Source organism: Aquirufa sp. Wall-65K1 (genome assembly GCF_054558475.1).
The window spans coordinates 218710-234799 of record NZ_JBPXKD010000003.1 but is presented as its reverse complement, the minus strand read 5'-3'; the positions used below and the strand labels follow the sequence as shown (position 1 = coordinate 234799).

The following is a 16090-nucleotide window of genomic DNA, read 5'->3' as shown; positions in this document are numbered from 1 at the left end:
ATTAATTTTCAAATTTACATCATTTATAACAATTACTTCACTTAAATTCAATTTAAAGGTAATTCTATCTTAATTTAAGACTTAGATTTAGCTGAATTGATTTATCGGTCATCGTTTGGAAAGTCATGCATTACCATTAAATAATTAGACCCTTATATCTTTGACTTTGCTCGTATTATTGTCTTATTTTAAATTACACTTGGATAATTAACCAAATGCTCCCATTTAGAATAAACACTATTTCTAGCATATCCATTTTGCTTTTGGGGGGAATTTTACTATTCCAAAATTCTCCATTATTGGGCCGAATGGATACAAGCATTCATGCACGCATTGAGACTCAACTTTTAGCTTCAAATGCAGGAACTACGCCCTTTTGGATACTTAGTTTACAATATGGTCAGGTTCCCATGGAAAACGCTGGGGCTATTCTTAAAGCATGGTCGGGAAAAAATTATAATTTGCAGAATAAATCTGATTGGAAATATGAACTAGAAGGCACTGGATGGGGAGGCAAACAAAATGATTTTTGGTTAACTCAAGCCTATATCAGTGGAAGGCGAGGAAAATGGGAATTATGGGCTGGAAGGAGAAAAGAAATATATGGTTTAGGTGATTCTAGCCTAACAGGAGGATTTTATGCTTGGTCAGGCAATGCTGTTCCAATACCAAAAGTTCAAATCGGAACTAGAGACTATATAAACTTTGCTAAAGGGTGGCTTGGAGTACACATGACATTTTCTCATGGCTGGATGGATAATCAAGGTCCAACTATCCATGGTTATTTACACCAAAAAAGTTTATATGGACGATTCGGAAAACCGGAAAGCTTTATCAATATTTTTGCTGGATTAAACCACCAAGTAATGTGGGGAGGGGAAGCCAAAGTAAAAACAGGTGGAGAGTCTGATTACTATCCCAGTAAATTAAATACCTATTTTTATGTAGTTACCGTGTTAAAGGATCGAGAACTCGTTAAAACTGACTCCACGGCTACTTATGATGATTTAGGCAACCAATTTGGCAACCATTTAGGCTCTTTTGATTTGGCTGTAAAATTTCAACCCAAAGGCTGGGAAATTTTGATCTACAAACAATCGGCCTATGAAACAGGTAGAGGATTTGCTTTGACCCAAATTAATGATGGATTAACTGGGATTTCCATTAAAAATAAATCTAGTGGATTCGTCGATAAAATTACTTTAGAATATTTATATACAGCCAACCAAGGAAATTATGTTTCAGGATTAGCTGAATTCTTAAAAATCAAAGATCCTCATCAAATAGAAGTTGAATCCTATTTTAACAATGGCCGTGGAAGCTGGCAATATTGGGGAAAGGGAATTGGATCGCCATTGATTATCATTGATAGTGAAAGTAAACAGGGCGGAGAATCTAATTTTACTTTAAATGCTGTAAAATCACTTTACCTAGGTCTTTCAGGAAGTATGACAAAAACCTTACATTGGCAAACAAGAATTTCAAACTCTTTCTATGCTAGCCCAAGAAATCATTTGGCTCCAAGATTGAGTGATAAAGATTTCATATCCCAATTTTCAGGTATGATTTCGCTACAAAAAAGATTTTCAGATCGATTCAGTGGAACACTTCAGCTAGCTTATGACCAAGGGAAACGGGTAGAAAACACGTTGGGAATAAGTATAGGTTTAAAATATTTGTTGTTTTAATAAATTGTCCACCCGAAATAATTAGTTCAAAACAAACTAATGAATATTTCTAAACCCCTCCAAAACAGGTGTAGGGTTCCACCCAAAAACTTCTCTAGCCTTGGTGTCATCGAATGTTAGGTCAGTAGTAATTTTCTTGAATTTATTAGTGTTTAAAGGTGCTTTATTACCCATTAAATCTCCAATTTTTGCAATAATTTTTGCAATCCAATAAGGCATTCTATAAACCTTTCGATTTAGTTGCTTTGAGATAAGTTGGCTGAGTTCATTGAATGAGGGATTATGGCCATCCGTAAGATTAAAAATTCCCGCTTCGCCCATAGCCTTTTCAATGGCAATAGGTATCTCACTTGCCAGAACCATACTTTTTTTGGCAACACCATTGGAAATATTAAAATAGATACCACTTTTTATTGCATTAATCATCGCATTTAAATTTCCTGGTGCATCCATTCCTATCAAGAGTGGCAAACGGAAAATGGTGCAGGGGACATTGTTTTTAAAACCCCAGTCCTGCACCGCTTCCTCTGCCATTATCTTACTCTTACCATAGGGGTCAATAGCCTGAAGTGTTGCTGTTTCTGGTATATTATTCCCCTCATTCAAGCCATAAACAGCCACAGAACTTATGAAAATAAAGGCTCCTAATTGCTGACCTTCCAAAGCCTTCAATAGATTGATTGTCCCTTGAAAATTAACCCCGAAAAAATCATCTACCTCAACTTGTGTATTCGGGACTAGGTGAGCCTTACCAGCAGCATGAATCACCACATCATATTTTTCATTTAGTGTAGGAATTTCATTGGCTAGGTTACATTTATAATGACAATTATTATTCCTCCCCAAAGTGTCGACTACATGATTAACCTGAAAATTGGATAAAATGTACTTTCCAAGGAATCCACTAGCTCCAGTCAACAATATTCTCATATAACTTAGTTATCAACTATTTCAGATCGGTAATAATCAAGAATAGTATCTTTAGTGAAGTTCTTTTCCGTCAATCTCCTTGCATTAACTCCTTTTACAGAAATTTCATCTACTATTTGATGAATATTCTCAAAAAAATCAGCAATGGCCTCCTCTTCATCCCAGGAAAATGCCCAACCAACATTATTTTCATGGATATATCTACTAATTTCAGCATTTCGATCGCCAATGTAAAGTACTGGTTTTCCTGCAGAGAAAATATTATATACTTTTGATGGAACACCAAGTCCAAACATTCCAGGACTTAATGTGACTAAACCTATGTCGGAGGCATTCAAAAATTCATTTTGCTCATCTCTAGGTCTTGATGAGAGAAATTGAATATTTGCAATTAAAAGCTCTTCAACCATTTTTTCAAGTAGTTCTTTTTGCGCTCCATCTCCTATTAGCACCAGATACCATGAATGGTTTTTTATTTTTCCTAAAAGCCTAAAAAATTGCTCAAGCCCTTGCACCCTTCCTATATTACCTGCAAACTGAATTATAATCTTATTCTTTGATTCAGGTCGATAATTATTGGAAAAGCCTGAATACTCGATGGGAAAGATATCTGTATGATCAGCCCAGTTAGTAATTACACTGATGGGCTTTTTATTACCTACCTTTTCATAGAAAAGTTCTTTCATGTCGCTCCCCACGACAATTAACCTATCGGCAACTCGGTAAGACCAATTAAATAAGTTAAGGAAAAAATTATACAGGATAGATTTCTCACTGATCATTCCTCCAGCCACAGCATTTTCAGGAAAGACATCATGCACGATGATGATAAACCGAAATCTCTTGATCAACTTTAATAAAGCAGTTACAGGTAATAAAGTAGGTGGATTTGTAACCAACACTAGCTTATCCCCTTTTTTTACATGCACCAGTATTTTAATAGCAATTCCCGTGGTTAAAAGAATAAAACCTAGGATTCTTAGTAAAAGGCTATTTTTATTAAATCTTGGGACATTTACTCTTTTTACTAGAATTGATTCTGAGAGTTGATGTTTTGCATTAAAAACCCCAGACTGGTAACCATAAGGTCCACAGATAACGCCCACTGACGCGGTTTCATTGATTTTCTCAGCGATCCTCGTCATGACATATCCTGTAGATACTTCATCAGGGAAAAAGAGCTCAGAAATAATCCAATAGCGCATCTAATACGTATAATTATGGCTATATAAATCTCTATTATCCTGCATCCAAGATTTCATTTCTTGTACCATTTTTTCATAAGAAGGAACTCTCCCTAACAGATTTGTTTGTAGAGATATTGCTAGGGATTTATCTACTTTATAATTGTCATCTGGTTTAATCAACACATCTTTGTCAAACACATTTTTAAATATATTAACTAAATCATATTTGCTTATTCTTGTACCATTCGTCAAATGGATTAGACCACATATGGGCTGTTCAATGGCGTGTTCAATTGCAATTGCTAACTGAATTGTTGTCACTCCACCCCAATAGGCTTGGGTATAACCCTTAATTTCCTTTGCATCATTACGGAGAAACCAGTGCAAGAGGCCAATGCCAGTAGTTTTAATCTCAGGACCTATAATAGAAGTCCTTATGGTAAGATGTGCACCGTAATTTACTTCTCCTAAAGCCTTTGATTGTGCATAAAACCCTATACCGTCTTTCTCATCTGTATCAAAATAATTACCCTTCGAGCCAGAAAAAACACAATCCGTGCTAATATGTATCAAGCGAATTCCTAAAGTACTTGCTTTTTTTGCAAGATAATGAGGCAAAAAGCTATTTAGAAAAATAGCTTTTTCTGGATTGTCCTCCGCATCCTTATTCAAGACCCCAATACAGTTAATTATTACCTCAGGGTTGAATTCATTTAAAACATGGTCAAGTGCATGGATATCTGTCACATCAACTGAATAAGTGAATTTAACTGGAGCTGCTGTTCTGGCTAATTCTCCAATGATATATTTACCAGTATCACTCAAATACTTTTTAACCACATGTCCAGCCATTCCAGCCGAACCGAGTATCAATATCCTTTTCACTTTAAAGTAGATTTATTCCAAATGACATCATTCACTATAGAGGTATAACTTTGAATCAGTCTAATAATTCTTTCAGAACAGTTGTTAATGTCATATTCTTTAGGTAATTCTGCTTTTTCTCCAAATGAATTCATTGTTCTCACTACATTGATTGCATTCAGAATCTCCTCTTTACTAATCCCCCCAAGTACAATCGTTCCAGCATCAACAGCCTCTGGCCTTTCCGTACTTGTACGAATACTAACCGCAGGAAATCCACACATGGCAGATTCTTCGCTAATTGTTCCGCTATCTGACAAAACGATAAACGCATTTTTTTGTAATGCCACATAATCAAAGAAACCAAGAGGATCAACATTTTGAATCAAATGATGGAAAGTAATATTCTTGCTTTCTAGTCTTTTTCTAGTTCGTGGATGTGTTGAGAAAATAATCGGAATTTGATGTTCATTAGCCACAGCATTCAAAGATTCACATAGTATTTCAAAATGATTTTTAATATCTATGTTTTCTTCACGATGTGCACTTACAACGATATACTTACCTTTCTCTAGCCCTAACCTACTTAATACATTGCTTTGTTCAATGTTAGGCATGTATTTATTAAGCACTTCTCTCAATGGCGATCCACATACAAATACATGGTCTTTTCTAAATCCTTCACTTAGTAAATACCTTCGGCTATGTTCAGTGTAGGCAATATTAATATCACTTATATGATCAGATATTTTACGATTTATCTCTTCAGGAACATTTTGATCAAAGCATCGATTACCTGCCTCCATATGGAAAATGGGTATTTTCAACCTTTTAGCAGCAATTGTACATAACACACTATTGGTATCACCAAGCACAAGAATGGCATCTGGCATTTCTTCAGATAGAATTTTGTACGATTTTGCAATGATATTCCCAATTGTTTCCCCCAAATCATTTCCTACTACATTCAGAAAATAATCCGGCTGTCGCAACTCTAAATCGTCAAAAAAAATCTGATTAAGTGTATAATCATAATTCTGCCCAGTATGAACAAGAATATGATTAAATACTAGATCACATTTCTTGATACATTCTGCTAGCCGAATGATTTCAGGTCTTGTTCCAACGATGGTTACTACTTTAAGCTTGGCCATTTTATTATAATTTATACCCAATTCTATTGAGTAAAATGATTAGTTCGTCTTGAGATAATCCCCTAGTATTGTGTGAGTGATAATCATCTAACTCTGCCACGCTACCATTCCCTTCTGTGAAGAATTTATTGTAGTTTAAATCCCTATTATCTGCAGCTACACGATAATACTCTCCAAGATCCTCAGCATTTAACAATTCCTCACGTCCTAATAGTGTTTCATATAATTTTTCAGCATGCCTTGTACCAATAACATTTACTGGCACATCAGAATTATATATTTTCTTCATCGCACTTGCCAGTTCACCAATGGTTGAAGCTGGAGACTTCTGCACAAAAATATCTCCCGATTTACCATGTTCAAAAGCATACAGTACAAGTTCCACCGCATCATCCAAGGTCATCATAAAGCGAGTCATTTGAGGATCCGTAACAGTAATAGGCTGATTATTCATAATCTGCTCATAAAATAAAGGAATGACAGACCCACGTGAAGCCATAACGTTCCCATACCTTGTTCCTACCAAAATTGTATCTTCGGAAATTCTAGATTTTGCCACCATAATCTTTTCCATCATGGCCTTAGAAACTCCCATAGCATTTATTGGATAAACTGCCTTATCAGTACTAAGGCAGATAACTTTCTTTACATGATTTGCAATTGCCGCATTTAATACATTTTCTGTGCCTAGAATATTGGTTCTTACGGCTTCTAGAGGATAAAATTCGCAGGATGGCACCTGTTTTAAGGCAGCAGCATGAAATACATAATCTACACCTTTCATGGCAGATTCAATACTGCTATAGTCCCTTACATCTCCAATGTAAAATTTTAACTTTTCATTCTGTGTTTCCAAGCGCATGTCGTGTTGCTTTTTTTCATCACGACTGAAAATCCTTATTTCTTTAATAGGAGTATGCAAGAACCTTTTCAATACAGCATTTCCAAAAGAACCTGTGCCACCAGTTATTAAAATTGTTTTTCCTGTGAACATATAAAGGGCTATTAATTATGATTTGTTAGCGTAGCTAAAAATGCAAAAGTTTCTTTCGCACACTTTTGCCAATTGTACTTAAATGATTCTTGGTAAGATAAGTCTGAAATCTCTTGGCGAAGTTTAACATCCAGTAATAGTTTTTCCAGCTTTTTTTCAATATCCGCTATATTCAACGGATCAATATATAATCCACCTTCACCTAGAAATTCTGGCATAGGTGCATAATCTGAACATGCAATTGGTAAGCCGGAGGACATGGCTTCTATTAAAATATTGGGCATGTTCTCACAAGTTGAAGCAAAAACAAAAGCATCACTCTGCTTGTAATAAGAGGATATTTCATCAAGCCCTACAGCTTGATGCCAAAAGACAAAAGTCTCATTACCACTTACTGCTTTGATGGCATCATACAATTTATCACCCGCCTTTTTTTCTTCATTTGCTCCTACAATATCCAATATTACTGGGTATCCTTTAGCCCTTAAATTATTTACTGCTTGAACAACGTTCCATGGATGTTTGTAAATCCAAATACTAGATACATATAATAACCGAAATGGGTGACTGATATCATATAATTCAAAGGATCGCTGCTCCTTGGGTTTTGACCGAAAAACCGATGAAACTCCATGATGAATAATCGATATTTTTTTATTGGAAGTATTGATCACTTTAGAAATTACACTCTTTGCGTGCTCGGAAATAAATATAAGTCCAGATGCTTTATTAAAGGATTTTCTCTGAGTAAAATTCAGTATCATCAGTTTTAGGCGCCACCAAGACCACCCAAAACGACGTTGCTCATTTACATCAAAAATGAGCATATTTCTTGACATAGTTGCATAGGGTCTAAAGCTACCCGTGAACGTACCAAAGGGGCTGAAAAGTACATCAATTTCAGATTTTTGAAAGGTCCGACTCCTTATAAAAATTTGCCACCATGTTCGGTAAAAAAAATTCTTATTTAAATATGGGTGACTTATTTTTTCAAGCCAAGGATAATCAGGAATCTGATCGAGATTTCTTTTTACTCCCCATATTTTTATTTTTTCAAAACTATCTTCAGTAGGATTAAAACATTTGAGGATTTCTAATAAATGTCGTCTTGCTCCGCCTGAACCTGGTGTTGATGCATCGATACCTAATGTCATAAAAGCGGTATTATTTATTATTGGATCCGTCTTTTATATTTAAAATCCAATATTCGAACCATTTCCCGAATATTGCAAGTTTCATCATGTAAAAATCATTCATGTAAGAAATTTGGCCTGAATACATCATTTTCTGATAAAATTCATATAAAGGTGCGTTCAGTTCCTTTAAATAAGTACAATATTTTTGAAACTTTTCAGTAGGTATAGACTGATAAAGCCAGTTTTTAATTGGTGGAGTAAATCCCATTTTGTCTCTTGTCAAAATTTCGTTTGGCACGATGTCTTTAATGATTTCTCTCATCAGGATTTTATTGCTAAATATCCCTACCTTCTCTTTAACGGGTATTTTCTGTGCATAATCAATAAATCGATAATCAAGGAAAGGGCTCCTCACTTCAATGGAATTACGCATAGAGGTTCTGTCCACCTTAACAAGGTAATTGTCCGCAAGAGTGTTATACAAAAGATCATATACCCTGAATGCTTCTGCCAAATCATTCTCTGAAATCCTTAGAGCTTCAGTTAGTTTTTCGGTCGTAAATGCCACATATGATTCTGGTTTATACCTATCCAAGTTAAACATCTGACTGTAAAAACTACTTTTGGGTTGCAAAGACAATCTTAGTAATTCTGATACCTTAGCCAACCTACGATCAAGAGGTTTTGCTCTTTTTGCTATATTATAAAATACTTGCCTGATAGCAAACGGAATAGATTGCAACCTATCCGTCAAATACCCTGTACTATAAATTGGATAACCTCCAAATATTTCATCTCCACCATCTCCACTTAAAACAACCTTTGCATTTTCACGAGCCATTTTACAAACCTGGTAACTTGGGAATGAAGAGTAATCTCCAAAGGGTTCATCAAAAACTTCTGAATATGTTGACCACATCGATTTAAAATCGTCTTCCCGATAGATATAATGATGGTGTTGCGTTTTGAAATATTCCTTTACAATATTGATATATTTTGACTCATCATAAGCCTTATCCTCGAAACCAATTGAAAATGTATGGAGCTTATCCGCATGGGTAAAATGTTTCATTTCTCCCACCACAGTTGAACTGTCTAATCCCCCACTCAGAAAAGCCCCCACTGGCACATCACTCCTCATTCTCAATTGAACGGCATCCCGTAGTATACTTTTTCCTTCATCTATTAAATCGTACTTATTCAATGATTTATCAGTAACCTTAACATGATAATATTGATATACTTTTTTTATCTCTGAACTTTTAAGATCAAAGATTAAATTATTTCCTGCAGGAAGTTTAGATATATTTTTATATATGGAGTAAGGAGAGGGAATGTATCCAAGGGAGAAAAACAGTTCAAGGGATTTAGTATTAATGTTCTCAGCTCTATTCAACTGAAGATCTGTGTGTAAAAGGATGGATTTTAATTCAGAGCTAAAAACAAATTTTCCATTTTCATAAAAATAATGAAAAGGTTTTACGCCTAGTCGATCACGTGAACAAAATAGCACTTGAGCACTTACATCATAAATACAAAATGACCACATTCCATTAAACTCATGCACACAATTTTCACCCCATTCGAGATAGGCTACAAGTATAACTTCAGTATCACTTTGCGTTGTAAATGAATAGCCCAGCTTCTTTAATCGTTCTCTTAACTCAATATAGTTATATATCTCTCCATTAAATATAATTCCTATATTCCGATTCTTAGAACTATAAAACATGGGTTGCTGGCCTGCATTACTCAAATCTATTATAGATAAACGTGCATGTCCCAAGCTCAGATTATCTTCTATATGATATGAACTACCATCTGGCCCGCGATGTGCCAGGCGTTGATTCATTGCCTTTATTAAAGATTCATTCCTGAAATTAAACCCACTGATACCACACATACCTACTTCAAATTTTCATTTTGTGCCATATAATTATTTAGCCTAGTTTGAATACTCGAAAGTATATTTTAATCCCTCCTCAAAATATATAGTAGGCTTGTATCCGATTAATTTGAAGGCTTTATCTATGCTAGCAAGACTAACTTTAATATCGCCAGGTCGTTCGTCCAAAAAGACCGGCATCATTGTATTTCCAGAAATTTCTCCGAGTATTTCCCAAATACGTGATAAACTATTTCTTTCTCCACATGCCACATTAATAACTTCGTGTTTAGGAAGATCATTTAAAAGCATCCCTTTGATATTTGCTTGAATCACGTTCTCAACAAATGTGAAATCTCTTGATGTTAGACCGTCACCGAAAATCGAAGGTGATCTACTTTCTTTGGCTGCTTTAATAAAAAGTGGGATGACCGCGGCGTAGGGATTATCAGGACTTTGCTTAGGTCCAAAGACATTGAAATATCGTAAACCAAGTGTATGTAATCCGTAAACCCGGGAGAACACATCGGCGTACAATTCATTCACTACTTTAGTAACTGCATAGGGAGATAAAGGAGAGCCTTCTTCTCCTTCAGTTTTTGGCAAATTTTCACTGTCGCCATAGGTAGAGGAAGAAGCAGCATATACCATTCTTTTTACGGTAGGTTCATCTTTGACAGCCGTAATCAAATTCAAAAAGCCGTCAATATTTACACTGTTAGAGGTAATGGGGTCTTTTATGGACCTAGGTACGCTCCCAAGAGCTGCCTGATGGCTTACATAATGTATATCTTTCAATACCTGTTTACAGGTATTGAAATCTCTGATATCTCCCTCAACAAATTCAAAACGCTTATCATCAAGGAATTCTTCAATATTATTCTTATACCCGTTCGACAAATTATCCAGTACACGAACTTTGCCGGCATTGTACTTCAATAAATATTTGACCAGATTACTTCCTATAAATCCTGCACCTCCCGTAATGAGAAAGTTGGATTTAGAGAGATCAATATCATGATATTTTTCTGTATTCATTTTTATACTTTGTAATTACAAACAACCATCTACAATAGCCTTCGGTAAAATTCCTTTTATATCATATATTACTGAATTGGAAGACTTAAAATTATTTATTTCAATTTCATTGAACTTATCATGAGCAACAGCTAGAATAATGGCATCAAATTTCTGGTTAACATCCTCTAGAGACTGAATTGAAGTCTCTTTATACTGATTTTGAATGTCATCAGGACCGGCCCAAGGATCATGAATAGTCACACGTACCCCATACTCTTTCAATGTATTCACGATATCGATGACTTTGGTATTACGGACATCTGGACAATTTTCCTTAAACGTAAATCCTAAAACCAGGATATTCGAATCTTTGACTTTGATATCTTTCTGAATCATTAATTTAATAACCTCATTGGCTATATAATTAGCCATCCCATCATTTAACCTTCTTCCTGCCAATATAATTTCTGGATTATAACCTACTTCTTGTGCTTTTTGAGCTAGGTAATATGGATCCACTCCGATACAGTGTCCGCCTACAAGACCTGGTTTAAAATTGAGAAAATTCCATTTGGTACCTGCTGCTTTTAATACTTCATTGGTATCAATTCCCAATCGGTTAAAAATTTTGGCCAATTCATTAATAAAAGCAATATTGATGTCCCTTTGGGCATTTTCGATTACTTTGGCCGCTTCCGCTACTTTAATGGATGAAGCTAAATGCGTTCCTGCACTAATTATTGATTTATAGAGTTCGTCAATGATAAGTGCTGATTCTGGGGTAGAACCTGAGGTTACTTTCAGAATTTTAGAAACTGTATGTAATTTGTCTCCTGGATTTATTCTTTCAGGAGAGTATCCACAAAAAAAGTCTATATTAAACCTTAGGCCTGATGTTTTCTCTAGAATGGGAACACATTCATCTTCGGTTACACCTGGATATACTGTAGATTCGTAAATAACGATATCTCCTTTCTTTAATACATCTCCTACGACCTTACTTGCCTTATATAGAGGAGTTAAATCAGGTCTATTATTTTTATCAACAGGAGTAGGCACCGTAACAATATATATATTACAAGCTTCAAGAGCCTGTGCATCGGACGTTAGAAAAAGCCCATGATCTTCATCAGATACCGCGACTTTGTCCCTTACTACTTTTTGTAAAGTCTCTCGTTCAACTTCATGGGTTTCATCGAAACGATCTTCACTCAATTTTCGAATTCGCTCCACATTTATGTCAAATCCTACAGTAAAGTATTTATGTGAGAATTCTACTGCTAGAGGTAAACCTACATAGCCCAAACCGATTATCCCAATTCTATTTTTTTTCATTTATATATTTAAATAAAGTGATAGCTTACTTTCATCGTATAAGCCATAATCTTTAACCAATAATATTGGTACTATATTGAAGTGGAGACTCAATACTAAAAATAAAGTATGTCAATACAATAGCCAACTTTCAGAGTTCCTAGCTATTCAACTTACCTCAATTAGGAAGCTGCTAAGATGGTTTCCCATTTAATTCAGTATTTATTTTTTTTGAATTCATCGGTAACCATTTATATTAAATACTGACTTAAAATTGACTTTGGAAAAATTCTTTAATTGAATCCACTAGGTAAGCAATCTGTTCATCAGTCAATTCTGGATATAAAGGCAAACTGAGAATTCTTTTTGACAATTGATGTGCCACAGGAAAATCTTCAGGAATATGTTGTAAATAACCATATGCTTCTAGCAAAGGCAAAGGTGTTGGGTAGTGAACTGAAGTTTCTATACCCTTTTCTTTTAACCATGCTGCCAATTTATCTCTGTGAGCAGTTTGAATCACATATAAGTGAAATGAATGTTCGGAATTTTTTCGTACAGCTGGTACTATTACGTCTCCCGTTCCAGTAAGTAGCCGGGTTATTTTCTCAGCATTTTCCCTTCTTTTCTTTGTCCAATCTAGTATATGATTTAGCTTTGCCGTTAAAATAGAAGCTTGCAGCGAATCAAGACGACTATTGATTCCTTCCATCTTGTGTTTATGCTTAATCAATGCACCGTGTCTAGCAAACATCGTCATTTTTTCAGCCAAAATTGGATCGTTTGTGATAATCCCTCCTGCATCTCCATAAGCCCCCAGGTTTTTACCTGGATAAAAAGAAAAGGATCCAGCAATACCGAACATTCCCGCTTTCGTTCCCATAAAAGTTGAAAAATGCGCTTGTGCACAATCCTCAATCAGGTAAAGAGAATACTTTTGGGCTATATTGGTTAACTTATCCATGTCACACATTTGACCATATATATGAACAGGTAAAATGGCTTTCGTTTTATTCGAAATTTTATCTTCAATACGATCTGCATCGATGGTATAATAAACTGGATCACAATCCACAAAGACTGGTTTTGCTCCTGTTTGGGAGATAGTTTCCGAAGTAGAAATCCAACTATTGGATACAGTTATCACCTCGTCACCATGACCAATACCTAGCATTTTCATGATGATATATAATGAATCCGTTCCGTTGCCACAGCTAATCATATGAGCTACCCCATATTTCTCTGCGAATTTCTGTTCAAATTCCTTCACAAATTTTCCACCAATAAATGCTGTCTGTTCAATAACTGAACTTATTGCTTCATCAATTTCTTCTTTATGATTCTGATACTGTGTTTTTAGATCGACAAATGGGATCTTCATAATTTATATTTCTGGTTTAACATTTTAGCGGGATTACCAGCATAGGTTCCCGGTACAGTTATCGATTTAGTAACAACACTTCCTGCTCCAATCACTACATCATCACATATCTCAACTGGTAAAATTGTTGCATTAGAACCGATGGATACGTTGTTTCCAATACATGTGGATTTCCATAAATTTTTATCTCCTCTTGCTGGACCTCCTTTGGCAAAAAGATCATTAATAAACATCACACCATGACCAATAAAACAATCATTTCCAATTTCAACTAATTCACAAATAAATGAATGCGATTGAACTTTTGATCTATTTCCAATAATGACGTCTTTTTGTATCTCAACAAAAGGGCCAATAAAAACATCATTGCCCAATTTACATCCATATAAATTGCATGGCTCCACGATTTTTACATTTTGTCCGAAAACAACATCATCTTTAATGGATATGGATAATTTTGTGTACATACAATCTTTTTTAGTTGAGTGATTTTGCCGCGTTATATATTTTATCAATAATCTCTACGGTCTTCAAGCCCTCAAAGAAATTGGTAGAAATGGCGCTTCCATTTCTCAAGACATCAACAAGATTTTCATACACTTTATCATGATTCGACATGGAACCTACATATGTTCCGTAATTATTGGCTGTATTCCCTTTAGGAAGATCTTTAATAACGATACCCTGAATATCCTGATATTCAAGTTCATTTAGATACTGACCTCCAATTTTAACGGTACCTTTTTCAGCAAAAATCGTGAGTGAACCTTCCATATTTTTGCTGAAAGAATTAACCGTGTAATTAATTGTCCCGATAGCACCATTATGAAATTCAGCTATAACTACACCCGTATCCTCAAACTCAATGGTATCCTGATGAGAATAATTTCTTGTAAAAGCATAGGTGCGCTTGATATCGCCAACCATCCAATATACAAGATCAATAAAATGACTAAATTGGGTGTAAAGCGTCCCGCCATCTAAGTCTTTGGTCCCCTTCCAGGAATTGGCATAGTAGTCAGCGTTTCTATTCCAGAAACAACTTAGCTGTATGCTGTAAATTTTCCCTAAGCTGCCATTATCAATCAACTTTTTTACAGCTGATACTGGTGGATTAAACCTGTTCTGTTTGATGGCAAATAAACGCCTATTGTATTGTTCTGCAGTTTTAATCATTTCGCCACAGTCGTGTACACTAATGGCCATCGGTTTTTCGCATAAAACATGAAAACCTGCTTTCAAAGATTTGATGGCATGCTGGGCATGCAATCCATTGGGTGTACAAATAGAAATAACATCTAGATCTTTTTCTTCTTGCAATAATGTATCTACATCATAGTAAGCTTTAGATTTGTATTTTGCTGCTAATTCATCAGCTTTTTTATTATCTGTATCACAAACTGCTACAAGCTCACCATTATTAGCAATATGTTCTGCGTGGCGTTGTGCAATTCGACCACATCCCAATAGCGCAAATTTTATTGATTTCTCAGCCATTTATCTTATTATATATTTGAATTAATTATTGAGTACCCTTATTTCAGAGTGTTGATTCTTTTACTTGAACATAATTAACAACTCCCCTGAGACCCTCCTTCAATTTAATGCTAGGTTCCCATCCAAGTTGCTCAACCGCCTTTGAATAATTGGCACATCTGCCTAAATCTCCAATCGGTTTTGTGATATCATATTCAACCTCAATACCAGCATCGATGATATCAACTATCGTTTCCGCAATTTCACCAATAGAAGTACAAACATCTGGACCAAGCTGAATAGTCCCTGCATTTTCTCCTTTTGTAAGCGACAAATATAATCCTGCCACTACATCATCAACATGGATGAATGCACGTCCTTGTTTTCCATTTCCCCAAACGACCAATTTCTGGTCAGCTCTCGAAAGTGCTCTGTACACTAGAGATGGAATAACTTGTGAACGGTTAGATTTATACTCGCATGGTGTTCCATATACATTATGTAGAGAAAGTGTAACACAGTCAATCTTTCTTTCAGCAGACAAGTAGGTGGCATCCAACTCTCCCATTAACTTACTCCAACCATAGGCTGATTCTGGATAAGCGGGAAATTGATCGATTTCCTCAAGCGGTTTGGCGGTGACGCCAGTTTGGAGCTGTTTTGGGAAAGAGCAGGCCGTACCAACATAAATATATCTTTTAATATTACTAGCAGCAGCCACTACCTGAGTTACATTGGCATTTATCAGTAGATTCTTGCGGAAAATAGAGCCTTCATTGGCAAATACATATCCGATTCCAGCCACAATATCAGCTAAATGATACACGCAATCAACTTCATAAAAATAACGATACCAATCACCTGGAGTAGAGAGATCGGCTGTTATAATTCTAATTTTTGAAAAGTTTTCTTTACAAGTATATTTAAGATTTTCAATGCTTCCTCTCCAAAAGTTATCAATGATGGTAACTTCAAAATTTTCGCTAAGTAGTTTTGCAACCAGATTGGAACCAATCATGCCGGCGCCGCCTGTTACAAGGATTTTTTTAATTTCCATATGT

General features: G+C 35.5%; 14 protein-coding genes. 1 reads left to right on the top strand and 13 read right to left on the bottom strand.

Annotation, left to right across the window (positions count from 1 at the left end):
- Positions 1 to 308: 308 nt before the first annotated feature.
- Positions 309 to 1688 (top strand): capsule assembly Wzi family protein, encoded by a 1380-nt coding sequence (locus ACST15_RS06315; protein ID WP_459453848.1) that lies wholly within the window; start codon positions 309 to 311, stop codon positions 1686 to 1688.
- 36 nt (positions 1689 to 1724) lie between these two features.
- On the opposite strand, the gene ACST15_RS06310 is transcribed toward ACST15_RS06315, so the two are convergent.
- The 13 genes from ACST15_RS06310 to ACST15_RS06250 form a co-directional block, all read right to left on the bottom strand.
- A complete protein-coding gene (locus ACST15_RS06310; RefSeq protein ID WP_459453847.1) occupies positions 1725 to 2618 on the bottom strand; it encodes an NAD-dependent epimerase/dehydratase family protein in 894 nt (297 codons plus the stop codon).
- Positions 2619 to 2623: 5 nt separating this feature from the next.
- A complete protein-coding gene (locus ACST15_RS06305; protein ID WP_459453846.1) occupies positions 2624 to 3823 on the bottom strand; it encodes a glycosyltransferase family 4 protein in 1200 nt (399 codons plus the stop codon).
- A complete protein-coding gene (locus tag ACST15_RS06300) occupies positions 3824 to 4690 on the bottom strand; it encodes a dTDP-4-dehydrorhamnose reductase family protein (protein WP_459453845.1) in 867 nt (288 codons plus the stop codon).
- Positions 4687 to 5823, bottom strand: a complete 1137-nt coding sequence (wecB, locus tag ACST15_RS06295; RefSeq protein WP_459453844.1) for a non-hydrolyzing UDP-N-acetylglucosamine 2-epimerase — start codon at positions 5821 to 5823, stop codon at positions 4687 to 4689. The genes ACST15_RS06300 and wecB overlap by 4 nt, the downstream gene beginning before the upstream one ends.
- Positions 5824 to 5827: 4 nt before the next feature.
- Complete coding sequence (locus tag ACST15_RS06290; protein ID WP_459453843.1) at positions 5828 to 6817, bottom strand: polysaccharide biosynthesis protein; 990 nt, start codon at positions 6815 to 6817, stop codon at positions 5828 to 5830.
- Between the two features lie 11 nt (positions 6818 to 6828).
- Positions 6829 to 7971: a glycosyltransferase family 4 protein gene (locus ACST15_RS06285; RefSeq protein ID WP_459453842.1), complete on the bottom strand. Its 1143-nt coding sequence runs from the start codon at positions 7969 to 7971 to the stop codon at positions 6829 to 6831.
- Positions 7972 to 7981: 10 nt separating this feature from the next.
- Positions 7982 to 9856 (bottom strand): asparagine synthase (glutamine-hydrolyzing), encoded by a 1875-nt coding sequence (gene asnB / locus ACST15_RS06280; RefSeq protein ID WP_459453841.1) that lies wholly within the window; start codon positions 9854 to 9856, stop codon positions 7982 to 7984.
- A gap of 42 nt (positions 9857 to 9898) precedes the next feature.
- Entirely contained in the window at positions 9899 to 10876 is a 978-nt protein-coding gene (locus ACST15_RS06275) for an SDR family oxidoreductase (protein ID WP_459453840.1), read from the bottom strand.
- A 15-nt stretch (positions 10877 to 10891) separates the two neighbouring features.
- The gene (locus ACST15_RS06270) at positions 10892 to 12193 is read right to left on the bottom strand and encodes a nucleotide sugar dehydrogenase (RefSeq protein ID WP_459453839.1); all 1302 of its coding nucleotides are present in this window, start codon (positions 12191 to 12193) and stop codon (positions 10892 to 10894) included.
- A 247-nt stretch (positions 12194 to 12440) separates the two neighbouring features.
- Positions 12441 to 13553, bottom strand: coding sequence for a DegT/DnrJ/EryC1/StrS family aminotransferase (locus tag ACST15_RS06265; protein WP_459453838.1), 1113 nt, complete (start codon positions 13551 to 13553; stop codon positions 12441 to 12443).
- A complete protein-coding gene (locus ACST15_RS06260; protein WP_459453837.1) occupies positions 13550 to 14020 on the bottom strand; it encodes an acyltransferase in 471 nt (156 codons plus the stop codon). The genes ACST15_RS06265 and ACST15_RS06260 overlap by 4 nt, the downstream gene beginning before the upstream one ends.
- Positions 14021 to 14030: 10 nt before the next feature.
- On the bottom strand, positions 14031 to 15050 hold the full coding sequence (locus tag ACST15_RS06255; protein WP_459453836.1) for a Gfo/Idh/MocA family protein: 1020 nt from the start codon (positions 15048 to 15050) through the stop codon (positions 14031 to 14033).
- A gap of 43 nt (positions 15051 to 15093) precedes the next feature.
- Positions 15094 to 16086 (bottom strand): NAD-dependent epimerase/dehydratase family protein, encoded by a 993-nt coding sequence (locus ACST15_RS06250; RefSeq protein ID WP_459453835.1) that lies wholly within the window; start codon positions 16084 to 16086, stop codon positions 15094 to 15096.
- Positions 16087 to 16090: the final 4 nt, after the last annotated feature.